Origin of the sequence: Caballeronia sp. NCF2, from assembly GCF_023631205.1 — a bacterium.
Classification (GTDB): Bacteria; Pseudomonadota; Gammaproteobacteria; order Burkholderiales; family Burkholderiaceae; genus Caballeronia; species Caballeronia zhejiangensis.
Genome location: NZ_JALQDN010000069.1, coordinates 194091 through 220604, shown reverse-complemented (window position 1 = coordinate 220604; position 26514 = coordinate 194091). Strand labels below are relative to the sequence as shown.

Sequence of the window (26514 nt, the reverse complement as noted above, 5' to 3'; positions counted from 1 at the left end):
AAAACGTCGGATAGTGAGCGCCATTCGACCAGGGAGCTTCACCATGCGAATTTTTCTGACGGGCGCGACCGGCTTCATCGGCTCGGCCTTGGTGCACGAATTGATCAACGCGGGTCATCGGGTGATCGGCATGACGCGCTCGGATGCGGGCGCGCGGGCGCTCGAAGATGCCGGCGCCGAAGTGCATCGCGGCACGCTGGAAGATCCGGAAAGCCTCGCGCGCGGCGCAGCGCTGGCGGATGCGGTCATCCACACGGCCTTCGATCACGACTTCTCGCGCTTCGTCGAGAACTGCGAAAAGGACAAGCGCGCGATCGCCGCGCTCGGATCGGCGCTCGCGGGCACGAATCGTCCGCTCGTCATCACGTCGGGCACCGGCATGGGCAGCGGCGAGCACGGCGAACCGGCGCGCGAGGACGTCTTCAACACGCGTCATCCGAATCCGCGCATCGCGTCCGAACTGGCGGGGAACGCGCTGCTCGATTCCGGCATCAACGTGTCGGTGGTGAGACTGCCGCAGGTTCACGATCCGTTGAAGCAGGGTCTCATCACGCCGCTCATCGGCATTGCGCGCGACAAGGGCGTCGTCGCTTATGTGGGCGATGGCGGCAATCGCTGGCCGGCGGGCCATGTCTCCGATGCCGCGCGGCTCTACCGGCTCGCCGTCGAGAAGGCGGAAAGCGGCGCGCGTTATCACGCGGTCGGCGAGGAAGGCATCGCGAGCCGCGCGATTGCCGAAGCGCTCGGACGCGGGCTGAAGCTGCCGGTCACGTCGATTTCTCCGGACGATGCAGCCGCGCATTTCGGCTGGATGGCGATGTTCGTCGGCCTGGACATGCCCGCGTCGAGCGCGCTGACGCAGGCGCGCCTCGGATGGAAACCGACAGGCCCGACGCTCATCGCCGATCTGGACGAAGCGCGCTACCCCTGACGCGTTTCGTTTGGCGCAAATGCCCCCGAAACTGTCATTTCCGACAATAGCCGGAACGCTCCGACTCGCCTAAAGTGATCGGCATTCGATCACCTTTCGCAACCGGAGCCGATATGATCCGCCCGACCCACGCCGCACTCGACCGCCCGATCTGGACCGCGCTGACCACGAAGCAGGCGCATCTCGGCCTCGGCGACACACTCGCGCGGCGTTTCCATCCGGATGTCGCGCCGTTCGGGGCCATCGCCTCCGATACACCCGATGCCTGGCGCGCGCTGCACGCGCTGCTGCAACCCGGCGAACACGTCGCGATGCTGTCGGCGGATGCGCTCGCGGACATCGGCGCATTGCACGCGGAGCGCGTCGGCGCCATCCATCAGATGATCGCGACGTCGCGTTTCACGCGAAGCATCGACGACCGCGACGTGATCGCGCTCGGCGCTGCCGATATCGACGCCATGCTCGCGCTCGTGCAACGCACGAAACCCGGTCCGTTCGGCAGGCGCACGCGCGAAATGGGCCGCTACATCGGGATTCGCGAGCAAGGCGAACTCATCGCGATGGCGGGCGAGCGCATGGCCATCGACGGTCATGTGGAGATCAGCGCGGTGTGCGTCGATGAACGTTGCCGCGGACGCGGCCTGGCCGGACGGCTCATGAACATCCTGCGCAAGGAAATCGGCGAGCGCGGCGACACGCCGTTTCTGCATGTCTTCAGTCACAACGAAAGCGCCATCGCGCTGTATGAACGGCTCGGCTTCGAGCTGCGTCACGCGTTCACGTTGATGCGAATCAGCCGCCCGATGAAATAAGCATTCACTTGCGGCGAATGCGCAGGTGCCCGCATTCCAGCGCAATGTCGTAATTCTTCTATCCGCGCGAGCCGGCTTTCGATGGAATACGGGACAGTCACGCGTTCCCGCAGCAACCCGCTTCTCTCTTACATGGGTACCATCATGTTCAATCGCGCAGCCAGCACCGTTGAAAACGTCGATCCGGAACTCTGGGCGGCCATCACGAATGAAAACCGACGCCAGGAAGATCACATCGAGCTGATCGCGTCGGAGAACTACACGAGCCCGGCCGTCATGGCCGCGCAAGGCTCGCAGCTCACCAACAAGTACGCGGAAGGCTATCCGGGCAAGCGCTATTACGGCGGTTGCGAATATGTCGACGTGGTGGAGCAGCTCGCGATCGATCGCGTGAAGGAGCTTTTCGGCGCCGAAGCCGCGAACGTGCAGCCGAATTCCGGCTCGCAGGCCAATCAGGGCGTGTTCTTCGCGATGCTCAAGCCCGGCGACACCATCATGGGCCTGAGCCTCGCGCACGGCGGCCACCTCACGCACGGCTCGCCGGTCAACATGTCGGGCAAATGGTTCAACGTCGTGAGCTACGGTCTCAACGAAGCCGAAGACATCGACTACGAAGCGGCCGAGCAACTCGCGAACGAACACAAGCCGAAGCTGATCGTCGCGGGCGCGTCGGCGTTTGCGCTGAAGATCGATTTCGAGCGTCTTTCGAAGATCGCGAAGAGCGTCGGCGCGTATCTGATGGTCGACATGGCGCACTATGCCGGCCTGATCGCGGCGGGCGTGTATCCCAATCCGGTGCCGCACGCCGATTTCGTCACGACGACCACGCACAAGAGCCTGCGCGGCCCGCGCGGCGGCGTCATTCTGATGAAGGCCGAGTTCGAGAAGCAGATCAACTCGGCCATTTTCCCGGGCATTCAAGGCGGTCCGCTGATGCATGTGATCGCCGCGAAGGCCGTCGCGTTCAAGGAAGCGCTGTCGCCGGAGTTCAAGGAATATCAGCAGCGCGTGGTCGACAACGCGCGCGTGCTGGCCGAAACGCTCGTGAAGCGCGGTCTGCGTATCGTCTCGGGCCGCACGGAAAGCCATGTGATGCTTGTCGATCTGCGCGCGAAAAAAATCACCGGCAAGGCCGCGGAAGCCGCATTGGGCGCCGCGCACATCACGGTCAACAAGAACGCGATTCCGAACGATCCGGAGAAGCCGTTCGTCACGAGTGGCGTGCGCCTCGGCTCGCCCGCGATGACCACGCGCGGCTTCGGCACGAAGGAAGCGGAGATCGTCGGCAACCTGATCGCCGATGTGCTCGAAAGCCCGGAAGACGCGGGCAACCTCGAACGCGTTCGTCAGCAGGTCGCGGAATTGACCAAGCGCTTCCCCGTGTACGGCTGATCTGAACCGGTTATAGGCGTGATCGGCGGGCTTCGCTGTCTTCGTGCAGCGAAGCCCGCTTTCGCTTGACATCGACGTCTAGTTTATTGGACACTCCGTCCACTATGCTAGATACCGTCAAGCCTTCCGCTGAAGCCGACATCAACCAGCGCATCGCGGATCGCGTGCGCGAGTTGCGTGCCGCGCGCGGCTACACGCTGGACGCGCTCGCGGCGCGCTGCGGCGTGAGCCGCTCGATGATCTCGATGATCGAGCGCGGCGCGGCCAGCCCGACCGCCGTCGTGCTCGACAAGCTCGCGGCGGGCCTGGGCGTATCGCTCGCGAGCCTTTTCGGCGGGGAAGCGGAAGGCGCGCCCGCGCAACCGCTCGCGCGGCGCCGCCAGCAATTGAAATGGCGCGATCCCGAATCCGGCTATACGCGCCGCAATCTATCGCCTGCGGGCTGGCCGTCGCCGTTTCAGCTCGTCGAAGTGGACTTTCCGCCGGGCGCGCGCGTCGCGTATGAAACCGGCGGACGCGAATCGAACATGCACCAGCAAGTCTGGGTGATGAGCGGACGCATCGACATCGTGATCGGCGACGAGCTTCACGCGCTTCAGCAAGGCGACTGCCTCGCGATGCGCCTCGACCGCCCGCTCATCTTCAGCAACCCGGCTTCGAAAGCGGCGCGCTACATTCTCGCCATCGGCGACGCGTCCGCGACCTGATTCATCTTCAGCCTGAACGGATATCGAATGAACACCACCGATCCGGACGACGACGTGCGCCTCATCGATTGCAACGAGGCCGAACACGCGCCGGCCATCCTCGAGATACTGAACGAAGCCATCGTCAACTCTACCGCGCTGTACGACTACGTGCCGCGCCCAGCCGAAGCCATGTCGATGTGGTTCGCCGCGAAACGCGCGGGCGGGTTTCCGGTTGTCGGCGCCGTCGATGCGTCGGGCAAGCTCATGGGCTTTGCGAGCTGGGGCACGTTCCGCGCGTTTCCCGCCTACAAGTACACCGTGGAGCACAGCGTCTATGTGCATCGCGATTGCCGTGGCCTCGGGCTCGGCGAGCGGCTGCTGCGCGAACTGATCCGGCGCGCGCGCGAAGCGCAAGTGCATGTGCTCGTCGGCTGCGTCGATGCGACGAATGCGGGCAGCATCCGCCTGCATACGCGGCTCGGCTTCACGCATTCGGGAACGATCACCGAAGCCGGGTTTAAATTCGGCCGCTGGCTGGATGCGGCGTTCTATCAGCTCAAGCTCGAAACGCCCGTCGCGCCGGTCGACGGCTGACGCATAACATCAAGTAATGGAACGCGGAAAATAAAGCGCGTTGACGGTGTTTATGGGCGATCCAATACTTCGCTCATCGCCAACGCACTCTTTTTCGCGCCATGGATTCCGTCGACAGAATTTTTGCTCCCGCGGTCGATCTCGACGATCGCCTCGCCGATGCCGCCACCTGGGAACATGGCGGCAAGCTATGGCCGAGCGGCGAGCAACAGACGCTGACGTGCTGCCGCGTCGTCGACGAAACGCACGATATCAAGAGCTTCGAATTCCGCACCGCCGACGGCCTGCCCGTGCGGTTCGAACCGGGCCAGTTCATGACGGTGTCGGCGAAGGTGCAAGGGCAATCGGTCGAGCGTTGCTACACGATCTCCTCCGCACCGACGCGCCCGTTTTTGCTCTCGATCACGGTGAAGCGCGTGCCGGGCGGAACGATGTCCAACTGGCTGCACGACAACATGAAGCCCGGCAGCGAACTGCGTGCATACGGTCCTTCCGGCGCTTTCACGCCGAGCGTCGCGCCCGCGACGAAATCGCTGTTTCTGTCGGCGGGATCGGGCGTCACGCCGCTCATGTCGATGACGCGCGCGAGCATCGACCTTGGGCTGGATCGCGACATCGTGTTCATCCACAGCGCGCGTACGCCTGCGGATATCGTGTTCCGCGATGAACTCGCGCGATTCGCGAAGCTCTCGCCGCGCCTGCGCGTGTTCTTCGTGTGCGAAGGCATCGGCGACGAGACGCAGTGGCAAGGTCCGATCGGCCGTCTCAGCCTGCAATTGCTGTCGCAATGGGCGCCCGACTATCTGGAGCGCGAGGTCTTCACGTGCGGCCCGGCCGGCTACATGAGCGCGGTGCGGACGTTGCTTCGCGAAGGCGGTCACGATCCGGCGCGCTATCACCAGGAAAGCTTCGATATCGGTGCGGGCGTCGCGCCCGCGCCTTCGCCGAACGAAGCCGGCGTTGCGCAGGAAACCTTCACCGTGAAGCTGTCGCGCTCGTCGAAATCGTTCACGATGAACGCATCGCAAACGGTGCTGTCGGCGGCGAAGAAGGCGGGCGTCGCGGTGGCGTCATCGTGCAGTCAGGGCATGTGCGGGACGTGCAAGACCAAGGTGCTCGAAGGCACCGTCGACATGAATCACAACGGCGGCATTCGCGAAAGGGAAGTCCAGAAGGGGTTTCGCCTGTTGTGCTGCAGCCGTCCGACTTCGGACCTCGTACTCGAACTGTGAGGAGACGCGCACATGGCGGTCGAAGACCCGGTGCGGACGATGCGCGATGTCAGAACCTATCGGCTCGCGCGCGTGCTTGCGCAATTGAAGCGACACGAATGTCCCGCGATCCTGCTGTACGACCCCGTCAATATCCGCTATGCGACGGACACGTCCAACATGCAGATATGGACCGCGCGCAATCCGTCGCGCTACATCATGGTGTTCGCGGATGGCCGCATCGTCGCGTGGGAGTTTCATAGCTGCGAGCACGTTTGGGACGGCATCGAGTTGAACGTCGAAATGCGCGGCGCGGTGAGCTGGATTTATTTCAGCGCGGGCCACGAAGCGGAAAGCCGCGCCGAAGTGTGGGCGAACGAAATCGTCGATGTGTTTCGCGCGCACGCGCGCGGCGACAGCCGGCTCGCGGTCGACCGGCTCGATCCGATCGGCTCGGCGCTGCTCGTCAATCGCGGCCTTACCTTGCTCGACGGTCAGGCGATGATGGAAGACGCCCGCGCGATCAAGTCGGCGGGCGAACTCGTGCTGATCGGCGAATCGCTGCGCGCGTGCGAGGCCGGTATCGAACGGATGCGTCGCGAGCTTCGGCCCGGCATGACCGAGCAGGAGCTATGGGCGCATCTTCACTTCGAGAACATCCGTCACGGCGGCGAATGGATCGAGACGCGACTGCTCGCGTCCGGCGAGCGCACCAATCCGTGGATGCGCGAATGTTCGTCGCGCGTGCTGCAAAACGGCGAACTGCTTGCCTTCGATACCGACATGGTCGGCCCGCACGGCTACTGCTCCGACATTTCGCGCACCTGGACGGTGGGCGACACGCGTCCATCCGACGAGCAACGCAAGCTGTACGAACTGGCTTATTCTCAGGTGCATTTCAACATGGACCTGCTGCGTCCGGGCATGACCTATCGCGAGCTCTCCGAGAAGGCGTGGAAGATTCCCGCGCCGTACGTGAAGAACCGGTATAGCTGCATCGCGCATGGCATCGGCATGGTCGATGAAGCGCCGGCCATCGCGTATCAGGTCGATTGGGACAGCGCGGGCTATGACGGCGTCTTCGAAACGGGGATGACGCTGTGCATCGAAAGCTATATCGGCGCGGAAGGCGGATGTCAGGGCGTGAAACTGGAGGAACAAGTGGTGCTTACGGAGCACGGCTGCGTGCCGCTCACGGCATGCAGCTTCGAGACCGACTGGTTGTGACGGAGAGCGCTTCATGAATCGTCGTGCGCAGAACGTGGCGGCTTACATCGCCATCGCGGAGAAGCTGTTTCAATCGGAGAAGCTGCCGGAAGCGGGACGTCGCGTCGCGGCGCGCGTGTTCGAGCGATTGCAGACGCCATCCGACGATGGCGCGCGGCATCGCACGCGCTATCCCGCATGCGAATGGCTCGACGCGACGCTCGCGCCTTTCATCGACGATGACACCGGCTTCGGCACCGCCGCGCGCGCGATCAAGGCGCTCGAACCCGATCTCGGCTGGTCGCGCCGATCATCGGGCGTGAACGGTAGCGACGGCTATATCGATGCACACGTGCACGGCATGATCAGCGGTCCCGGCGGCGCGGAGAGCCGTTATGACGTGCAATTGGGCTTTTCGCTGATGCTGCCGCATACGCGTTATCCGGATCACAGTCATCCGCCCGAGGAAGCTTATGTGCTGTTCACGCCGGGTGAGTTTCGGCAGAACGGCGGAGAATGGCGCGATCCGGGCATCGGCGGCGGGATTCATAACGTGCGGAATAATCCGCACGCGATGCGGTCGGGTGATGTGCCGTTTTTTGCGATCTGGTGTCTGTTGACGAGGGAGGGGGATTAGGCGGCTTTCGAAGCCCCGCCCAGCGGGGCTTCGCTCACCTCACTTCCCCGGCGTCAACACAACCCTGAACCGCGCCTTGCCGCTCATCATCCGTTCATACGCCTCGCCCGCGCGCGACAGCGGATATTCCTCGATCATCGGCTTCACGCCCGACAGCGCGCTGAACGCGAGCGTTTCCTGCGAGTCCGCCGCCGTGCCCGACGGCCAGCCCTGCACCGAGTTGCGCCCCATGATGAACTGCGTGATCGGCACCTCGACCGGCTCTTCCGATATCCCGACCATGATGAGCTTGCCGTTCAGCCCCAGCCCGCCGATGGTCGCGCTCATCGCCTTGCCGCTCGTCGCCGTCGCGAGTATCACGCGCGCGCCGCCGAGCGCCTTGAGCGCGTCGGCCACGTTCTGCGATTCGCTGTCGATGTAATGATGCGCGCCGAGTTGCTTCGCGAGCGGCGCCTTGTCCTGTCCGCGCGCGATGGCCACCGTCTGGAAGCCCATCTTGCGCGCGAACTGCACGCCCAGATGACCGAGCCCGCCGATGCCGAGCACCGCGACCACATCGCCCGCTCGCGCGCCGCTGTTGCGCAGCGCATTGAACGTGGTGATGCCCGCGCAAAGAAGCGGCGCGGCATCGACGTCGGAGAGATCGTCGGGCATACGCGCGAGCGCTTCCTGCGGCGCCACCATGTATTCCGCGTAGCCGCCGTCATAGCTGATGCCCGGCACCAGCGCGCGCTGGCAAAGCACGAAGTCGCCGTGCCGGCAATGCTCGCAATGGCCGCAATGCCCGCCGTGCCAGCCCACGCCGACGCGCTGACCCTTTTCCCATCCTTCGACGTCCGCGCCGAGCTTCTCGATCACGCCTGCGATCTCGTGTCCCGGCACGCGCGGAAACTGCAGACCCGGCCAGAGTCCTTCGACGGTCAGCGAATCGCTGTGGCAGATCCCGCACGCCTGCACCTTGATGAGCACGTGTCCGGCGGGCGGTTCCGGCACATCGCGCTCGACGACTTCCAGCGGACCATTCGCTTTCGTTACCTGCACTGCCTGCATCGTTGGCATCGCTTGCTCCTTGTCATGGAGAAACACGCGCGGCGCACCTCGCGCGCCGCAATCGGATGAGACGGCCCGGTCAATCGCACTCCCGAGCGCATCGTCGAGAAACGTCGGAGATTGCGATTGTGACAGGGTTCCGCCAGATGCATCGGCCGCGCGTCCATGCGCGCGCTGACCGCGATGCGCCGCCTTTACGCCGAACGCAGCGGACGGAAGCTCGCGCGAACTTCATCCGTGAAGGCTTGCGGCTGCTCCCATGCCGCGAAATGCCCGCCTTTCGCCAGACGGTTGTAGTGAATCAGCTTCGGATACGCCTTCTCCGTCCAGCTTTGCGGCGCGGCATAGATCTCGTCCGGAAAAACGCTCACCGCCACCGGAATCGCAACATGCTTCGGCGCGAAGAAGTTGAGCTTGTTTTCCCAGTACAGCCGCGCCGATGAAACGCCCGTGTTCGTCAGCCAATAAAGCGTGATGTTGTCGAGGATGTCGTCGCGCGTGAGACCCTCCGCCTGTCCGTCGAACACACGCGCGATAAGCGCCTGGCTCGCCGCGTCGTGATCGATCATCCATGCCGCGAGACCGATCGGCGAATCCTCGATGCCATACAGCGTCTGCGGCCGATTCGCCATTTCCTGCGCGTAGCCGAGGCCGTGTTTGTAGAAGTAATCGAGTTGATCGAACGCGTGCTTTTCATCGCCGGCCAAACCCGCGGGCGCGGGATTGCCGTACTTCAGCGCGTTGGCGATATCGTCCGGCACCGTCGCCGGCATGTTCGTGTGCATGCCGATCAGTTCCGGCGGCGCGATAAGCGCCATCTGCTCGGTCACCGCGTTGCCCCAGTCGCCGCCCTGCGCGACATAGCGCGTGTAGCCGAGCCGCTGCATCAGCGCGATCCATGCGCGCGCGATGCGCTGCGGGTCCCAGCCGGTCGTCGCCGGCTTGCCGGAAAATCCGTAGCCGGGCAGCGACGGAATCACGACATCGAACGCATCCGATGCATTGCCGCCATGCGCGGTCGGATTCGTCAGCGGATCGATGATCTTCAGTTGCTCGATGATCGAGCCGGGCCAGCCGTGCGTGACGATCATCGGCAACGCGTTCGCATGTTTCGAGCGAACGTGGATGAAGTGGATGTCGAGTCCGTCGATCTCGGTGACGAAGTTCGGCACCGCGTTGATCCGCGCTTCGACCTTGCGCCAGTCGTAAGCGGTCGACCAATGGCGCGCGAGTTGCTGCATCGTCGCGAGTTGCACGCCTTGCGAGGCATCGGCGACGGTTTCGCGTTCGGGCCAGCGCGTCGACTGCACGCGCCGCTTCAGATCGGCGAGTTGCGCATCCGTTGCGTGGACGCGAAGCGGGCGAATCGCGGTCTTGTCGCCGCTCTTCACTTGCACGATGTCCGCCGTGCTCTGGATCGAATCGGCGAATGCGACGCGGCTCAATGCGCTCGCCGCGATGCTCGCCGCCGCGACGCCGATGAAATGACGGCGCGAAGCCGTCCGGAGAGGAAGATCGTTCGACATGACAAGCTCCTGAATGCGTGTGCGAGGAGGAGCGATGTGTGCCGCAACGAATCAGAATCACTGAACCGCACTTGCAGGCCGCCGTTCGGCAAGCCTGGGATCGTCACCGCCTCGATGCGCCGCGAAGGGTTTTCGCAGCAGGTGACGCGATTATGTGAAGGTACACACTCGACGTAAATGCAGCCGGGGTTACAACAGAATTGTCGGGCGGGAAAGAGTCCCGCCCGACATCGCTTATGAATCACCGCGCCACGTTCGACGCCACACGCGCACCGTTCTGTCTGCGCCGATAACTCGTATCGCGCGATGCAAGCCAGTAATAAACCGGCGACGTCAGCAGCAATCCAACGATCCACGACAGATCCGCGCCGTCGAGATACTTGGGCACCGCGCCCGCATACATCGGCGTGTTCATGAACGGAATCTGCACGACGATACCGATCGCATAAGCGATCAACGCCTGCGGATTGAATCGTCCATAGATGCCGCCGTCTACCTGAAAGATCGACTGGATGTCGTACTTGCCTTTGTGGATCACATAGAAGTCGATGAGATTGATCGCGGTCCACGGCACCAGCACGACGAGCAGCGCAAGCACGAGATCGACGAGATTCGCGACGAAGTTCGTCGATGCGCCGATCGCGCCATAGCAGCACGCGACGAGAATCGCGACCGACAACACGGCGCGCGCTTTCGCCGTCGGAATCCAGCGATACGCGAACGTCTGCAATGACGTGATCACCGCGAGCACCGCGCCATACAGGTTCAACGCGTTGTGGCTGATGACGCTCAACAGGAACAACACGAGCATCGGCAGGCCGAGCGGTCCGGTGGCGAGCTTCACGGCATCCATCGCGTCGGCGCCGGGCGGCACCGCGAGCACCGCGACCGCGCCGAACACGAAGGCGAGCGTCGAGCCGATCGTGCAGCCGAGATACGTCGCCCAGAACGTCGACGAGACGCGCACGGTCGCCGGCAAATAGCGCGAATAGTCGGACACGTAAGGCGCGAACGCGATCTGCCACAGCGCGGAAAGCGATACGGTCGCGAGCCAGCCGGCGAAGTTGAAGCCGCCGCGCGTGAGGAAATCGTCCGTCGAGACATGCGTGAGGATGTAGCCGAAGCCCACGCAAATGCCGATGCCGAGGACCCACGTCCCGATGCGGTTCAGGATATGAATGAACTTGTATCCGATGATGCCGATCAGTCCCGATCCCAGCGCGCCGATCACGATGCCCACGGGCACCGACACCGACGTCTTGATGCCATGCAGCGACTTCCCCGCGAGCACGATGTTCGATGCGAAGAAGCCCACGTACATCACGCCCGCGATGACGGTCACGAGCAACGCGCCCCACGATCCGAACTGCGCGCGGCTCTGGATCATCTGCGGAATGCCCATTTGCGGCCCTTGCGCGGAATGCAACGCCATCAGCACGCCGCCGACCGCCTGTCCGACGACGATCGCAACGATGCCCCACAGCAGGTTCAGATGAAAGATCTGCACGCCGAGCGCGCCCGTCACGATCGGCAAGGGCGCGATATTGCCGCCGAACCATAGCGTGAACAGGTCGCGCACTTTGCCGTGACGATCCTCGGGCGGCACATAGCCGATGGTGTGCTTCTCGATCAACGGAGAAGCGTTGCGTGATGCACTAGTCAAAGTCGTCTCCAGTTTGTGCGCGGCAAAGCGATGCCCTGACGCGCATCGCGCCCGTATCGCCTGCGGCGTATGAGAAATCAGGCTGTGGTCGAAAGATGATCGGCGAGGCGTATCAGCATCGCGTCGCAATCGTGGAGTTGTTCGAGGGTTACGTACTCATCGGGCTTGTGTCCCTGATCCATGCTGCCGGGACCGCATACGACAGTCGGAATGCCTGCCTGATCGAAGAGTCCGCCTTCCGTGCCGAACGCCACCGTGCCGAATTCCGACGATCCGCTCAAGAGCGCGACGAGACGCGCCGCTTCGCTTTCGGGCGATGTCGCGAGTCCGGGATACGCGGATAGCGCTTCGAGGCGAACGTCCGTCTCGGGTTCAATGGCGCGCATCTTCGGCAGCAGTTCGGCTTGTGCGTACGCCTGCAAATCCTTGGCGACCGTGCTCGCTTCGAAGCCGGGAAGCGCGCGCACTTCGAAGTCGAATTCGCATTCGGCCGGCACGATGTTGAGCGCACGACCGCCCTTGATGACGCCCGTCTGCACGGTCGAATACGGCGGATCGAAGCGCTCGTCGTGATGCTCGGGCTGCGCCAGCCGTTCGCCGATTTCTTCAAGCCGATTGATGAGGCGCGCTGCATATTGAATCGCGTTCACGCCATACGGCGCATAGGCGGAATGACAAGGCGCGCCTTTCACCTGACAACGCATCGCGAGCTTGCCCTTGTGACCGAGCACCGGCTTCAACGATGTCGGCTCGCCGATCAGACACAGAACGGGCTTGTGCGCGCGCTTCTCCAGTTGCGCGAGCATCGGCCGCACGCCGAGGCATCCGACTTCCTCGTCGTATGAAAACGCCAGATGCACGGGCAATCTCAGTTCGCGCTCGATCAACATCGGCACGGCGGCCAGCACCGACGCGAGAAAGCCCTTCATGTCGGCTGTGCCGCGGCCATAGAGCCGTCCATCTTTTTCCGTGAGACGGAATGGATCGACGGTCCACGGCTGGCCATCGACCGGCACGACATCCGTATGCCCCGAGAGCACGATGCCGCCGCGATCGCGCGGTCCGATCGTCGCGAACAGATTCGCCTTCGTGCGCTCCGCGTTGTAGAACAGCTCGCTTTCGATGTCGAACTGCGCGAGGTAATCGCGAACGAACTCGATCAGCGCCAGATTCGAATCGCGGCTGACGGTCGCGAAACTAATCAGCTTGTCGAGCAGATCGCGGCTCGTCGTGTCACTCATCGCCCGGCACTCCGTAGCTCGGCGCAGCGGTCGGGTTCAATGCGCGCGTCACGTAGTCCTGCATCTGCGGCTCGTACGCATGCCACAGGTCATCGAGCTTGCCGATGGGATCGTCATCGGCCCAGTCGACGCGCAGATCGACGAGCGGCCAGCTTTGCTCGCCCGCGATCTTCAGCGCAGCCGAATGCACCGGCCCCGCTTCGCCGCCCGCCGCGATCGCCGCATGCATCGCGGCAAGCAGACGATCCGCAAGCTGGCCCGATGCGTTCTCGAATGCGGGAATCATCGCTTCGATGACATGCACGCCCGCGAGCATGTTGCCCGCCGCGACGCATTGCCTGCCCGCGACCGCGTGATACGTGCCGAGCGCTTGCTTGCCGCTGAAGAACGCGGTGTGGCCTTGCGCATCGACGACCGTCACCTGCCGATACTCGCTCCATTCGTTCGCACTCAACGCGCGTTCGAGTGCGGCGTTCGCATCGAGCTTGGCGCTTTCGATGTAATCGAGAATTTGCGGACCGAGCGCGGGCAGCGTGACGTTCTGCGTCGCGACGACGCCCACGCCCGCGCGCACCCACGGACAGCGCGCGCCCACCGCGATGCTCGACGAACTGATCGCGATGCCGAGCTGCCCGGTCTCTTCACATCGTCCGACGATCGAGAATGTCATGCGCGCTCCTGAGGCCGCGTCCATCCATCGGGGATGACGGCGATCACGTCGATCTCCATCAGCCATTCGGGTTGTCCGAGCGCGACGACGGTAAGGCCCGTCGAAATCGGAAACACGCCCTTCAGCCATTTGCCGACTTCGCGATACACCGGCTCGCGAAAGCGCACATCGGTGAGATAAGTCGTCGTCTTGACGATATGCGAGAGATCGCTGCCCGCTTCTTCGAGCAACTGCTTCACGTTCTTCATCGCCTGCTCGGCCTGCGCGCGCGGATCGCCGAGACCGACGAGATTGCCGTCGAAGTCCGTGCCGATCTGACCGCGCACATAAACGGTATTGCCCGCGCGAACGGCCTGGCAGAGGTCGTTATCGAGGGTCTGATTCGGGTACGTATCCTTCGTGTTGAACATGCGGATACGGGTATGCGTAGGTTGGCTCATCGAATGCACCTTGATTCCGGATAGTTTCTGATCAGTTGACGCCCATCTCGCTGACCTTGTGGACGCGCGATGCATCGGCCACGCCTTCTTCGCGCTTCGTCTCGACAGCACGTTGCGGCGCGTCGTAATAAGCGAGGTATTTGCGCTGCGTGACGATGTGATCGGCGATATGTTTCGCGTCGTGCCACACGCCCCAGATGAACGCGGAGCCGCGCCGCGAAAGCCACGGCAAGCCGAGAAAATAGATGCCCGGTTCTTTGGCGACGCCACGTTGATGTTTCGGCTTGCCTTTGTCATCGAATGCATCGACTTGCAGCCAGTTGAAATCGACGGCATAACCGGTCGCCCAGATGATCGACGTAACACCCGCTTGCGCGAGATCGAGTTCGAGAAGCGGATGCGTCATGCATTCCGGGTCGGCGGGAATATGGCGCGCTTCGGGCTCCTCGGGCAGATCGAGGCCGTTGCGTTGCGCATAGGCATCGGCGGCATCGAGCAATGACAAATAGTTCTCGTCGCCGCGACGGATGTTATCCGCGAGATCGGCTTCGAAGCTCACGCGCGTATCGTCGAACGATTTCGTCAGACCGACGAGCGTGATGCCCTGATGCGCGAGGCGCCTGAAGTCCACCGTATGGCCGCCGCGCGCGCCGCTCACGGCAATGGTCACATGCTCGCGGCCCGGCTTCATCACTTCCGCGTCCCATTCGCCGAGCACGCCGAGCCACCAGCAGAAATCGCGTCCGCGATATCCGCGCGGCGGACGATCGTGCGCGCCGACCGACAGATACACGCGCCGGCCCGCGCGCCGCAATTCATCGGCGATCTGCACGCCCGACGATCCCGCGCCCACGACGAGCACGCCGCCTTCGGGCAGTTGCTGCGGATTGCGATAGTCGGCGGAATGGATCTGCGTGAGCTTTGCGGACGACGGCGCGATCGGCGGAATCACGGGGCGCTGAAACGGACCCGTCGCGACGACCACGCGATTCGCTTCGATGGTTCCGTCGGATGTATCGACGGTAAAGCCCGGCCGCCCCGCATTGCGCACGACCTTCTTCACTTCGACGCCGGTGCGAATGGGCGCATCGAATTTCTTCGCGTACTCGACGAAGTATTCCGCGACCTGATCTTTCGATGCGAAACCATCGGGGTCGAAATCCGCGAACTCGAGATTAGGGAAACGATCGTGCCATGCGGGACCATTGGCGACGAGCGAATCCCACCTGCCCGTGCGCCAGCGTTCGGCGATGCGATCGCGTTCCAGCACGAGATGCGGCACGCCGAGCTTGCTCAGGTGTTCGCTCATCGCGACGCCTGCCTGGCCCGCGCCGACCACGAGCGTGTCGATAGACGTTGTTTCCACTGTCATGGCTATGTCCTTCTGAAAGGCCGTTGTATCCGTGATGTCTTCGTGAAAATCTACGCGTCCCGATCGAATCCGAAAAATATATTTAAAAAATGCACGGCATCGGATTTGGCTATGCAATGAATTTTGAGCACTTCACAATGCGGCTCATCGAAGCTCCATTTCCGGAATGTCATCGATGGAAAGCCATCCCTTGCGCTATTCGCTGCGGCAATTGCGCTACTTCGTGGTCGCTGCCGAAGCCTTGTCCTTCACCGCCGCCGCGAAAAAACTGCATATTTCGCAGCCGTCGATATCGACCGCCCTCGCCGATCTCGAAGCATCGTTCGGCGTGCAGCTATTCATTCGCCATCATGCGAGCGGTCTGTCGCTCACGCAGGCCGGCCGCGATCTGCTCGGGCAAGCGCGCAATCTGCTGAAGATCGCGGAAGAACTGCAAATGGCCGCGAAAGAAATGGATGGCGGCATGACCGGCTCCATCGCGCTCGGCTGTCTCGTGTCGCTCGCACCGCCGTTGATGCCGGGACTCATCAGCCGCTTCACGGCGGGGCACGCGGGCATTTCGTTTCGCACGGTCGAAGCGCATCAGGACGGCTTGTTGCGCGGCCTGCATGACGGTTCGCTCGATATCGCCCTCACCTATAGTCTGGACTTGACCGAGGACATCGCGTTCACGCCGCTGCTTTCGTTGCCGCCTTATGCGATCTTGCCGAAGACGCATCGGCTTGCGCGAGCGCGCAAGGTATCGCTCGCCGATTTGCAATCGGAGCCTTACGTGATGCTCGATCTGCCGCATAGCCGCGAGTATTTCGCCGCGCTCTTCGATGCGGTCGGCAGCCGTCCCGTGCCCGCGTTCCGGTCATCGCAACCGGAAGTCGTGCGCGGCATGGTGGCGAACGGCCTCGGCTATAGCATCCTCAACTTTCCGCTGAAGTCGAATCGCACGGTGGATGGCGAGGACTTCGTGATTAAGCGCTTCAAGGACAACGTCAACGCGACTACGTTAGGCATCGCGCAATCTCGCACGATGCGTCCGCGGCAAGTGGTGCATCGCTTCTCGTCGTTCTGCGAGAACTATATTAGGCGACTGCATATCGATACGTGAAGTTATCGGCGCTGCATAGATAAAAGCTTTGCTTTGTATCCGAAAACAATATTTTGGCTGGCAATTTGGCTTGATAGATTGATGTCCATGTCGAGCGCAATGCGGTCAAAGCCCGCGCCAGCGCGCTCTCACGAGTTGAGACAAGGAGGGCTTCATGATCGCAGTGGACACGCTCATCGACCAGTTACGGTCGAATTGCGAACGACCATTCAGCGATGCGCACGCCATGCCGCCTGGCGTCTATACATCGCCCGACTTCCTGTCACTCGAGGAGCGCGAGATCTTCGCGCATGAATGGCAATGCGTCGGCCGCGCGAGCGCGTTGAAGGAACCCGGCGATTACCTGACGGCGCAGATCGGCGCGCAGCCGATCGTCGTATTGCGCGACGAGCAGATGCAGCTCAAGGCGATGTCGAATGTGTGCCTGCATCGCATGTCGGTGCTGCTCGAAGGGCGCGGCAACAAGCGGCGCATCGTGTGCCCGTATCACGCGTGGAGTTATGGACTCGACGGCGAATTGAAGGGCGCGCCGCTCATGGACCGGCAAGAAGGCTTCTGCAAGGAAAGTTATAGGCTGCCCGCCGTGCGCTGCGAGGAATGGCAAGGCTGGATCTATGTGACGCTCGATGAAAGCGCGCCGCCCGTCGCAACGCAGCTAGCCGAACTGAGCGAATTGATCGGCGCGTATGGCATGACGGACTACATCGAAACTTTCTATGAAGAGCATGTGTGGGATACCAACTGGAAGATCCTCGCCGAAAACTTCATGGAAAGTTATCACTTGCCAATGCTGCATCGCGCGACCGTAGGGCCGCATTCGAAGCTCGAAGAGATGGAATGTCCACCGGGTTATCCCGCGTTCAACTATCACTGGATCACGAAGGAAGCGAGCTTGCCCATTGGCAATGCTCATCCGGATAACACGCGTTTAACGGGTCATTGGCGCAAGACGACCGCACTGCTCGCGATCTATCCGACGCATCTCGTCACGCTTACGCCCGGCTATTTCTGGTATCTCGTGTTGCAGCCGCGCGGCGTCGGGCAAGTGCATATCCGCTTCGGCGGCGGTCTCGCGCCTGAATTCATCGCCGACGCGGAAGCGAACGCGCATATGTCGACATTGAAGAAGCTGCTCGACGAAGTGAACGCGGAAGACAGGCGCGGCGTGGAAGCGGTGTTTCGCGGCGTGCATGCGCCGCTCGCGAAGCCCGGAAATCTGAGCCACCTTGAACGGCCCAATTTCGACTTTGCGCGCTATATCGCGACGAAGCTCGCACAGCACTGAAAGACAGGACACGAACACGATGTCAGCCCCTTCCTTCATCTCCTTCTCCGGCGTGAGCAAATCGTATGACGGCGCGCATTACGTCGTGGAGGATTTGAACCTCGACGTGCGCAAGGGAGAATTTCTTTCGCTGCTCGGTCCGTCCGGCTCGGGTAAAACGACGACGCTGATGATGCTCGCGGGCTTCGAAACGCCGACGCAAGGCGAGATTCGTCTCGATGGCAGGCGTCTCGACGACAAGCCGCCGCATCAGCGCGACATCGGCATGGTCTTTCAGAACTACGCGCTCTTTCCGCATCTGACGATTGCGGAGAACGTCGCCTTTCCGCTTTCCGTGCGACGCGTGAGCCGCGCCGAGCAGAAGACGCGCGTGAAGCGCGCGCTGGAGATGATCGAGTTGCCCCATCTCGCGAGCCGGCGACCCTCACAGCTTTCCGGCGGGCAGCAGCAGCGCGTCGCGCTCGCACGCGCGCTCGTGTTCGAACCGAGCGTCGTGCTGATGGACGAGCCGCTCGGCGCACTCGACAAGCGCCTGCGCGAAACGATGCAATACGAAATCATGCGGCTGCACCGCGAGCTTTCGCTGACGATCGTCTACGTGACGCACGATCAGGCCGAAGCGCTGACGATGTCGGACCGGGTCGCCGTCTTTTCCGATGGCCGCATCCAGCAGGCCGCGACGCCGAGCGAGCTTTACGAGAACGCGCAGAACGCGTTCGTTGCGAACTTCGTCGGCGAGAACAACGGGCTCACGGGGCGCGTCGCCAGTGCGAACGGCGAATGGGCGACGCTGGCGTTATCGGACGGCAGCGTCATTCGCGGACGTTGCGAGCACGGCCTGCGCGCCGGCGATGAAGCGATGCTCGCGCTGCGCCCCGAACGCGCGCACATTCCCGGCACGGAAGACGCGCACGCGGACGAGCACAGCAACGTCGTGCGCGCACGCGTCGAGGAGCTCGTGTACTGCGGCGATCATCATCGCGTGCATCTGAAGCTCGGCTCGCGCGATTCCATCGTCGTCAAAGTGCCCAATACCCAGCGTCACGCATTGCCCTGCGCAGGCAGCACGATCGATATCGCGTGGCGTCACGACGACTGCAAGATTCTCGCGATGATGGCGCCAAAAAACGCGCCCGCGATTGCCCCGAGCACACCGCCCTCACCTTCTCTCATCCCGACCGCACCCGCAGGAGCCAACTGACATGCGCAATCACATCAAAGCACAATGCGCCGCACTCGCAGTATTTGCGTTTGCAACTATCTCGACACAGGCGGCGGAGACACTCTCCGTCGTGACGTTCGGCGGCGCGTTCGAAGCCGCCGCCAAGAAAGCCTGGTTCGAACCGTTCACGCAGGCAACGGGCGTGAACTTCTCGACCGAATCGTATGACGGCGGCCTCGCCAAGCTCTCCGCGATGGAGCAGGCGAAGAACACGACGTGGGATCTCATCGATCTGGAAACCAACGACGCGATCACCGCATGCGATGAAGGCCTGCTGCAGAAGTTCGACAAGAAGATGCTCGGCAAGACGAGCGACTTCATCCCCGGCTCGATCAGCGATTGCGCGGTTGCGAGCATGGTGTGGTCCACGGTCTATGCCTACGACGCGAGCAAGCTGAAGACCGCGCCGACCACTGTCAACGACTTCTTCGATTTGCAGAAATACCCCGGCAAGCGCGGCCTGCGCAAGTCGCCGAAGGTGTCGATGGAATGGGCGCTGATCGCCGATGGCGTCGACCCGAAAGATGTCTACAAGGTGCTCGGCACGCCCGCCGGCGTCGATCGCGCGTTCAAGAAGCTCGACACGATCAAGAAGAACATCGTGTGGTGGGAGTCGGGCGCGCAGGCGCCGCAACTGCTCGCCGATGGCGCGGTCGTGATGGTGCAGGCCTACAACGGCCGCATCGACGACGCCGCGAAGAAAGACAACAAGCCGTTCAAGGCCGTGTGGGACGCGCAAGTCTACGACTTCGAGTGGTGGGCTATTCCGACGGGCGCGAAGCACGCCGATACCGCGGCGAAGTTCATCGTGTCGCAAGCGCAGCCGAAGGCATCGGCGGATCTCTCGAAGTACATCGCGTATGCGCCGCCGCGTAAGGATGCGGTCGCGCTCGTCGACAAGCAGCGACTCGCCGACATGCCGACCGCGCCGGATAACTTCAAGCGCGCGGTGCAGATCAACGCGAACTTTTGGGCCGACAACGCAGATCAGATCAACAAGCGCTTCCAGGTCTGGCTCACGCAATAACGCTGTTCATTGATGAGAGTAACGACATGCCTGCATCGATTCACGCGCACGCCGCCGGTTCTCCGACGAGAGCCGATGGCCGCGCCTCGTATCAAAGAGCGCGCCGCCGCGCATCGGTGCAGGCGTTGTTGCTTGCCTTGCCGCTGATCGTGTTTTTGCTGTCGACGTTCATCGCGCCAATCGCGATGCTGCTTGCGCGCAGTGTCGAGAACAAGGAGGTGCCGGACAGCATGCCGGCGCTCACTCGTGCTCTCGATGCCTGGGACGGCCGCGGCGTGCCCGATGAACATCTGTTCGCGCTGCTCGCCTCGGGCCTGAAGGATGCGCAACAGAACGGGCAACTCGGCACCGTCGCGCGCAGGCTCAACTTCGCGCAGCCCGAGTTTCGCAGCTTGCTGATGCGGACCGCGCGCAGCGTGCGCGAGGAGACGCCGCCCGCGTGGAAGCCGGTTTTGATCGACATGGATGAACGTTGGAATTCGCCGGAGATCTGGCGTCTGTTGAAACGCGCGGCCACGTCGCCGACGCCGGACTATCTGCTTGCCGCCGTCGATGCGCAAGTGACGCCGCAAGGCAACGTCGCGTTCGTGGCGGATAACTCGTCGGTGTATCGACAGGCGTTTCTGCGCACGATATCGATCAGCGCGTCCGTCACGCTGCTGTGCCTCGTGCTCGGTTATCCGGTCGCATGGCTGCTCGCGAATCTGCCGACGCAAAGCAGCAACCGCCTAATGCTTTTCGTGATCGTGCCGTTCTGGACGTCGCTGCTCGTACGCACGACTGCGTGGTATGTGTTGCTGCAGCCGGGCGGTGTCATCAATGGCCTCTTGATGGGACTCGGTCTCGCGACGCATCCGCTGCCGCTCATCTTCAATCGCACGGGCGTGTTGATCGGCATGACGCATGTGTTGCTGCCGTACATGATTCTGGCGATCTTCTCGGTGATGAAAGGCGTGTCGCCGGTCTATCTGCGCGCGGCGCAATCGCTCGGCGCGCATCCGTTCACCGCGTTCGTGCGCGTGTACATACCGCAGACGTTGCCGGGTGTCGGCGCGGGATGCTTTCTCGTTTTCGTGCTCGCGCTCGGCTACTACATCACGCCCGCGCTGCTCGGCGGCGCTGGCGATGAAATGATCAGTCAGCTCATCGCGCTGCAGACGAATACGCAGCTCAATTGGGGGCTTGCGGGCGCGCTCTCGGCGTACCTCGTGATCTTCACCGCGATCTTCTATTTCCTGTTCAACCGCATCGTCGGCATCGACCGGTTGCGCTTCGGTTAAGGGGCCATTCTTCCATGACGGAATCACGCAACAGGGTGCTGACCGAACGCATCGCTTCCCGATGGGTGCGCGTGCATACCGCGCTCGTGCTGTTCTTTCTCGTCGCGCCGATTCTGGCGATCATCCCTTTGTCGTTCAATTCGGGATCCTACTTTTCTTATCCGTTGCAGGGGTTTTCGTTGCGCTGGTATGAGCAGGCGCTCACGAGTCCCGACTGGCAGCGCTCGCTTTTGAACAGCATCGGCATTGGTGCGGCGTCGACGTTGATCGCGACGTGTCTCGGCACGCTTGCAGCGCTCGGCCTTTCGCGTTCGCAGTTTCCGCTGCGCTCGGTCATCATGCCGATCATCATTTCGCCGATGATCGTGCCGATTGTCGTTGTCGCGGCCGGCTTCTATCTGATCTTTGCGCCGCTCGGGCTCGTCAACTCTTATCCCGGTGTGATCTTCGCGCATGCGGCGCTTGGCACGCCCTTTGTCGTGATTACCGTGACGGCGTCGTTGTTGTCCTTCGATCAAAGTCTCTTGCGTGCTGCGTCGGGGCTCGGGGCGACGCCGTGGATCGCCTTCCGGCGCGTGACCTTGCCGCTCATTACGCCGGCTGTGGCTACCGGCAGCGTGTTCGCGTTTGCTACTTCGTTCGATGAAGTTATCGTCATTCTCTTTATCGGCGGGCCGGATCAGCGAACCGTGCCGCGGCAGATGTGGAGCGGTATTCGCGATTCCATCGATCCTTCCATTCTTGCTGTTGCTACGATGCTGATCGTGTTTGCTGTTTTGCTCTTTGCCAGCATCAATTGGTTGCGGGGGCGGGCTAGTCGGGCTCTTGTTTGAAGTTTGAATCGCCCTTTGTTCGCCGTGCTTTCGCTTTCGCCGGATCCCGCTTTCGCGTCGGTCTATTGGCACTGCCCCTGTGCGGGGCGGCACTCACTTTCTTTGCTGCTGCAAAGAAAGTAAGCAAAGAAAGCAGCTACTGATGCCCGCGGTCACACGCAATTTGGGTAGTTCTCTCGTCCATCGTGGGCCGCCTAAAGAGTGCCCTCATAGGCCCAACCGGGATTGGCTCGCGCACGGTCTGCCACATCGCACCACATAACAAACGGGTTCAGCACCAAATAGCTCCGGCCCGCTTCGCGGCCGACCGGTCAATCGGGTCCGCGCGTGCTTCTCTACTAACGTCTCCATCTCACTGCAATCGCCGCCCCCTTGGTTTCCCCCTTGCATACCCGGCGGCAGCGCGTAGCGCTGTGCCGAAGCTCTTTCGGGCTGAACCAGTGTCCCTTGGAAAACTAGCTCGTCAGACCGTGCTCGATCCAAGCCCCGTTATTGTGATGAGGGCACTCTTTAGGCGAGTGCCATCCGCGACGAGAGAATTGCCCAACGTGCGTGTGACCGCGGGCCTGAAAAGCTGCTTTCTTTGGTTGCTTTCTTTGCACAGGACCAGAGTAAGCACTAAAGCGCTAACTCTGGTCGACGGCAAAGAAGGTGACTGCCGCCCCGCACAGGGGCAGTGCCAATAGATCACTAAGAAAGCGGGATCCAGCGACAGAACCAAAAACAGCTTAAGCCAACGCCTCGGCCGCACGCCGCGGCAACATCCGATCAAACTCGCGCTTAACGATGCCATAGCACTCACAAGCCCGCTCCTCGAGTCCCGCACGATCGAGAATCTTGATACACCCACGGCTGTGATGAATCAGCCCCGCATCGTGCAGCTTGCCAGCCGCCTCCGTCACACCTTCACGGCGCACGCCGAGCATATCGGCGATCATCTGCTGCGTCACACGCAGTTGATCCGACGGCGTGCGATCCGTCTGAATCAGCAACCAACGGCACAGTTGCTTCGACAGCGAGTGATGACGATTACACGCGGCCGTCTGCGCCACTTGCGTCAGCAGGGCTTGCATGTACAGCAACATCACGCGGCGCAGAAAGTCGGAACGGCCGAAGTGCTCACGCAACGCACCCGCGCTCATGCGATACGCAAAGCCCGCACATTGCACCTGCACGCGCGTCGGCATCGTGTCGCCGCCCGTCAGCACCGGAACCCCCGACATTCCCTCACGTCCCACCGCCGCGACTTCAACGGAACCGCCGTCTTCCATCGTATGCAGCAGCGAAATGATCGCCGTGGTCGGGAAATACACGTGATGAATGCGCTGCCCGGAATCGCACAACAACTGCTCCGTGCGCAACTGGACCAGCTCGAGATGCGGTGCGATAGCCTGCCATTCCTGCGCCGGAAGCGCGCCCAACAGATGATTGCCGTGCAGATCGGATTGAAGTGTCAACATTTTTCTTAGTCTCGTGCGTTTGCGCTTCGCGCTTTTGATTTCTTCTGGCTCGCAACAGGATTCGCGCATGCATCTGATGGCATACATCGAACCTGTTGCGTCCAGCCCCGTAGTACGAACCCGCTGCTTCTTCTTGTTTGATACCGCAGCGATGTTCGTGCGTGGTCATACATTAGCGAGAGGTGTGCCAGCGAACGCCAATCCTTATACCAACAGGACTTTGCGCGATTCCCCACGCAAAGCGCCGAGAACGTGCGCTCAAGTACGAAGAAAATTGATTCACCCGTGAAAAGCGACCTTCAGACGGATCGCGGGCGATGGCGGCAGAACGCCAAACGTTTTCGTCTGGCGAATGTCTTGTCAGAGCAGGCTCCGCCGATGCGCTCATCTAGCGAAACGAAGCCGATCGGAGGCTCGAAAGCCTTGTCGTAGCAGAAACAGCCCGCACGCGAAAAATGTTGCAAAGGTGGTTAACGGCGATGCGCGTCGTTTTTAAAGCCCCGATGCCGAGTCGCGCGAAAGCCTTATGCGACGCGCGTCCGCGGGATTCTCAGAGGCTTGGCACAGGATGCGGACGTGAACCGCCGCGGTTTCGCGGCGCGGCGAAAAATGTTGCATCGCCTAAACCTCGGTGAATTTCGAATTCGGCAGCCGCTTCAAACCTTTGGCGCATGAATGTGACTCATGCCACGTTGAACAACCTTCGTTTGTGCGCAAGCATCGCTACCGGCACCATGCGTGACATACCCACTTCTATCCGCATGGAGCGAAAAGATGAGCGACGTCATGGAGACCCCCGCAAAGACCGCCGATCAGGCCATCGATCTCAAGGGCCGCGTATCGATCTATCAGCCGGAGCAGCAAGGCTTGATCTTCCCCGAGCTGCCCACGTTTGCGAGCCACGCCGAACATCGTCAGTACCTGAAGGAGCGCCTCGTCGCCGCGTGCCGCGCCTTCGCGCTGCAGGGCTTCGATTACGGGTTCGCGGGCCATCTCACCGTGCGCGATCCGGAGCATCCGTCGCTTTACTGGACCAATCCGATGGCCGTCCACTTCGCGCAAGTGAAGGTGTCTAACCTGATCTGCGCGGATCATCAGGGCAACGTGGTCGAAGGCGATTACGCGGTCAATCGCGCGGGCTTCGTGCTGCACGCGGCCGTGCATGAGCAGCATCAGGACATCGTCGCGATGTGCCACGCGCATACCGTCTACGGCACCGCCTTCGCGGCGCTCGGCAAGCCGCTCATTCCGATGTCGCAGGACGCGTGCGCGTTCTTCGAAGACCACGTCGTGATCGGCGATGAAGCCGGCAAGGTCGCCGTCGAAGTGAAGGGCGGCAACAAGGTCGCGAATGCGTTCAAGGGCGTGAAGGCCGCGATCCATCAGAATCATGGCCTACTCACGGCGAGCCGTCACAGCATCGATTCGGCGGCGTTCTGGTTCATCGCGCTCGAGCGTTGCTGCCAGCAACAACTGATGATCGAAGCGACCGGCATCACGCCGAAGCTCGTGCCCGAAGACCGCGCGCGCTATAGCCGGGAGCATGTGGGCAGCGACTACATCGGCTGGCTGCACTTCCAGACGATCTGGAACGATCTCGTCGCCACGCAGCCCGACATGTTCGACTGATTCCATTATGTTGCAGCCCCTCGCCTTCGGAGAAAGGCGAGGCGATTCCCCATGACTACGTCGAGACAAGCGTTCCCGGCGTCGCCTGGGTATCAGCGCGCGGACACATCTGAAGATGCCGACCGATCTAGATCAATCGCATCGTCACAGCCGCCAAGACAAGGTAACGTCCGAGCTTCGCAACCGTGACCAACGCGACGAATGGCAGAAGAGGCTCACGCATCACCCCAGCCAGGAGAGTAAGAGGATCACCAATGACGGGCGCCCAACTAAGCAAGAGCGACCATTTCCCTAAACGTTGATACATGCGCTGCGCGCGGTCCAATTTCTCATCTGACACTGGAAACCAGCGGCGGCTCTTGAAGCGCTCGATGTATCGCCCCAAAACCCAATTGACCAGTGAACCCAACACGTTGCCGATGGTCGCGACCAGTATCAACGTTGCAGTTGAATAGCTTTTACTCAGCAGCAAGCCCACAAGCACAGCCTCCGATTGAAGAGGCAGAAGGGTGGCTGCGCCGAATGCGGCAAGAAACAATCCTCCGTATGCCGACAGCGTCAGCATGTCTTGAAGGGCATGCCAGCGCCTCGAATCGCTATTGCCATGGGTCTGTCCGAACTAGCTATTGATCGGCGAATAAATAGATGAAGCGAAAGATCGCTAACGTTGCCAACGCGAGCAGAAGTTGGTTCGCGATTCTATCGTATCGGTTTTGGAACTCTGACAATCGCGGTTTATCCCTGAAACGCTCTCGCGACTGTCTTGCCTCCACATGCGGTTGCATTCGGTCCTGATGCCGAAACGGCTCGTGAATCGCTGATTCTTCTTGCTGGCTCGAAACAGGCGATGCGATGTGAGTCGCATCGCCTTTTTTGTATGATGGCGGACCATCCCTCGCAACCGTCCAAAGGACCATCATCATGACCGCCGCAACGCAATTCGATCAGGTTTCCGTCATCAAACGCGCCAATGTCTACTTCGACGGCAAGTGCGTGTCGCACACGGTTCTCTTCGCCGATGGCACCAGGAAAACGCTCGGCGTGATCCTGCCGGGCACGCTCAACTTCGGCACCGACGCGCCCGAACTCATGGAGGTGCAGGCAGGCCAGTGCCGTATTCGGCTCGACGGCAGCGATGAGTGGAAGACGTATAAGGCGGGCGAATCGTTCTCGGTGCCGGGCAAAAGCCGATTCGATATCGACGTGACGGAAACGCTGGATTACGTTTGTAGTTATCTTTGA

General features: G+C 61.9%; 25 protein-coding genes. 16 read left to right on the top strand and 9 right to left on the bottom strand.

The features are described 5' to 3' along the window. Positions 1 to 43: 43 nt before the first annotated feature. The 8 genes from NCS02_RS28240 (at position 44) to NCS02_RS28205 (ending at position 7472) form a co-directional block, all read left to right on the top strand. Complete coding sequence (locus NCS02_RS28240; protein ID WP_250503825.1) at positions 44 to 931, top strand: SDR family oxidoreductase; 888 nt, start codon at positions 44 to 46, stop codon at positions 929 to 931. Between the two features lie 113 nt (positions 932 to 1044). After that, complete coding sequence (locus NCS02_RS28235; protein WP_250520228.1) at positions 1045 to 1743, top strand: GNAT family N-acetyltransferase; 699 nt, start codon at positions 1045 to 1047, stop codon at positions 1741 to 1743. 144 nt (positions 1744 to 1887) lie between these two features. Then, positions 1888 to 3135, top strand: coding sequence for a serine hydroxymethyltransferase (gene glyA / locus NCS02_RS28230; RefSeq protein ID WP_008346246.1), 1248 nt, complete (start codon positions 1888 to 1890; stop codon positions 3133 to 3135). Positions 3136 to 3239: 104 nt separating this feature from the next. Beyond that, positions 3240 to 3842 carry a helix-turn-helix domain-containing protein gene (locus NCS02_RS28225; RefSeq protein WP_175980268.1) on the top strand — a complete coding sequence of 201 codons (603 nt, stop codon included), beginning with the start codon at positions 3240 to 3242 and terminating at the stop codon, positions 3840 to 3842. A 27-nt stretch (positions 3843 to 3869) separates the two neighbouring features. Beyond that, a complete protein-coding gene (locus NCS02_RS28220; protein ID WP_250520227.1) occupies positions 3870 to 4418 on the top strand; it encodes a GNAT family N-acetyltransferase in 549 nt (182 codons plus the stop codon). A gap of 101 nt (positions 4419 to 4519) precedes the next feature. Continuing rightward, complete coding sequence (locus NCS02_RS28215) at positions 4520 to 5650, top strand: FAD-binding oxidoreductase (RefSeq protein ID WP_250520226.1); 1131 nt, start codon at positions 4520 to 4522, stop codon at positions 5648 to 5650. A gap of 12 nt (positions 5651 to 5662) precedes the next feature. Further along, entirely contained in the window at positions 5663 to 6856 is a 1194-nt protein-coding gene (locus NCS02_RS28210) for a M24 family metallopeptidase (RefSeq protein ID WP_250520225.1), read from the top strand. A 13-nt stretch (positions 6857 to 6869) separates the two neighbouring features. After that, a complete protein-coding gene (locus NCS02_RS28205; protein ID WP_250520224.1) occupies positions 6870 to 7472 on the top strand; it encodes a dimethylsulfoniopropionate lyase in 603 nt (200 codons plus the stop codon). Positions 7473 to 7511: 39 nt separating this feature from the next. Here NCS02_RS28205 and NCS02_RS28200 read toward each other — a convergent pair whose 3' ends face one another. The 7 genes from NCS02_RS28200 to NCS02_RS28170 form a co-directional block, all read right to left on the bottom strand. Further along, positions 7512 to 8531 (bottom strand): alcohol dehydrogenase, encoded by a 1020-nt coding sequence (locus NCS02_RS28200; RefSeq protein ID WP_008346234.1) that lies wholly within the window; start codon positions 8529 to 8531, stop codon positions 7512 to 7514. 185 nt (positions 8532 to 8716) lie between these two features. Next, positions 8717 to 10048 carry an epoxide hydrolase family protein gene (locus NCS02_RS28195; protein ID WP_250479376.1) on the bottom strand — a complete coding sequence of 444 codons (1332 nt, stop codon included), beginning with the start codon at positions 10046 to 10048 and terminating at the stop codon, positions 8717 to 8719. Between the two features lie 241 nt (positions 10049 to 10289). Continuing rightward, positions 10290 to 11711 carry a purine-cytosine permease family protein gene (locus NCS02_RS28190; RefSeq protein WP_250520223.1) on the bottom strand — a complete coding sequence of 474 codons (1422 nt, stop codon included), beginning with the start codon at positions 11709 to 11711 and terminating at the stop codon, positions 10290 to 10292. A gap of 77 nt (positions 11712 to 11788) precedes the next feature. After that, complete coding sequence (argE, locus tag NCS02_RS28185; RefSeq protein ID WP_008346228.1) at positions 11789 to 12952, bottom strand: acetylornithine deacetylase; 1164 nt, start codon at positions 12950 to 12952, stop codon at positions 11789 to 11791. Beyond that, positions 12945 to 13622, bottom strand: coding sequence for a DUF1028 domain-containing protein (locus NCS02_RS28180; RefSeq protein ID WP_008346226.1), 678 nt, complete (start codon positions 13620 to 13622; stop codon positions 12945 to 12947). The genes argE and NCS02_RS28180 overlap by 8 nt, the downstream gene beginning before the upstream one ends. Continuing rightward, entirely contained in the window at positions 13619 to 14062 is a 444-nt protein-coding gene (locus NCS02_RS28175) for a RidA family protein (protein ID WP_250507893.1), read from the bottom strand. Before NCS02_RS28175 ends, NCS02_RS28180 begins: the two co-directional genes overlap by 4 nt. Positions 14063 to 14093: 31 nt before the next feature. Continuing rightward, entirely contained in the window at positions 14094 to 15434 is a 1341-nt protein-coding gene (locus tag NCS02_RS28170) for a flavin-containing monooxygenase (protein WP_250520222.1), read from the bottom strand. 175 nt (positions 15435 to 15609) lie between these two features. Between NCS02_RS28170 and NCS02_RS28165 the strand changes: the two genes are divergently transcribed. The 6 genes from NCS02_RS28165 (at position 15610) to NCS02_RS28140 (ending at position 22183) form a co-directional block, all read left to right on the top strand. Beyond that, positions 15610 to 16536: a LysR family transcriptional regulator gene (locus NCS02_RS28165; protein ID WP_008346221.1), complete on the top strand. Its 927-nt coding sequence runs from the start codon at positions 15610 to 15612 to the stop codon at positions 16534 to 16536. 154 nt (positions 16537 to 16690) lie between these two features. Further along, a complete protein-coding gene (locus NCS02_RS28160) occupies positions 16691 to 17821 on the top strand; it encodes an aromatic ring-hydroxylating oxygenase subunit alpha (protein ID WP_250507891.1) in 1131 nt (376 codons plus the stop codon). 19 nt (positions 17822 to 17840) lie between these two features. Further along, positions 17841 to 19022, top strand: a complete 1182-nt coding sequence (locus NCS02_RS28155) for an ABC transporter ATP-binding protein (protein ID WP_250479372.1) — start codon at positions 17841 to 17843, stop codon at positions 19020 to 19022. Between the two features lies 1 nt (position 19023). Further along, positions 19024 to 20070: an ABC transporter substrate-binding protein gene (locus tag NCS02_RS28150; RefSeq protein ID WP_250441637.1), complete on the top strand. Its 1047-nt coding sequence runs from the start codon at positions 19024 to 19026 to the stop codon at positions 20068 to 20070. Positions 20071 to 20096: 26 nt separating this feature from the next. Continuing rightward, positions 20097 to 21350 (top strand): ABC transporter permease, encoded by a 1254-nt coding sequence (locus NCS02_RS28145; protein ID WP_175980279.1) that lies wholly within the window; start codon positions 20097 to 20099, stop codon positions 21348 to 21350. A gap of 14 nt (positions 21351 to 21364) precedes the next feature. Further along, positions 21365 to 22183 carry an ABC transporter permease gene (locus tag NCS02_RS28140; protein ID WP_008346213.1) on the top strand — a complete coding sequence of 273 codons (819 nt, stop codon included), beginning with the start codon at positions 21365 to 21367 and terminating at the stop codon, positions 22181 to 22183. A 728-nt stretch (positions 22184 to 22911) separates the two neighbouring features. Here NCS02_RS28140 and NCS02_RS28135 read toward each other — a convergent pair. Then, complete coding sequence (locus NCS02_RS28135) at positions 22912 to 23643, bottom strand: Crp/Fnr family transcriptional regulator (protein WP_008346211.1); 732 nt, start codon at positions 23641 to 23643, stop codon at positions 22912 to 22914. A 774-nt stretch (positions 23644 to 24417) separates the two neighbouring features. Between NCS02_RS28135 and NCS02_RS28130 the strand changes: the two genes are divergently transcribed. Next, a complete protein-coding gene (locus tag NCS02_RS28130; protein WP_008346210.1) occupies positions 24418 to 25272 on the top strand; it encodes a class II aldolase/adducin family protein in 855 nt (284 codons plus the stop codon). A gap of 127 nt (positions 25273 to 25399) precedes the next feature. Here NCS02_RS28130 and NCS02_RS28125 read toward each other — a convergent pair whose 3' ends face one another. Then, positions 25400 to 25837 carry a YqaA family protein gene (locus NCS02_RS28125; RefSeq protein WP_008346207.1) on the bottom strand — a complete coding sequence of 146 codons (438 nt, stop codon included), beginning with the start codon at positions 25835 to 25837 and terminating at the stop codon, positions 25400 to 25402. A gap of 356 nt (positions 25838 to 26193) precedes the next feature. On the opposite strand from NCS02_RS28125, the gene ppnP reads away from it, so the two are divergent. Then, positions 26194 to 26514 carry a pyrimidine/purine nucleoside phosphorylase gene (gene ppnP, locus NCS02_RS28120; protein WP_008346204.1) on the top strand — a complete coding sequence of 107 codons (321 nt, stop codon included), beginning with the start codon at positions 26194 to 26196 and terminating at the stop codon, positions 26512 to 26514.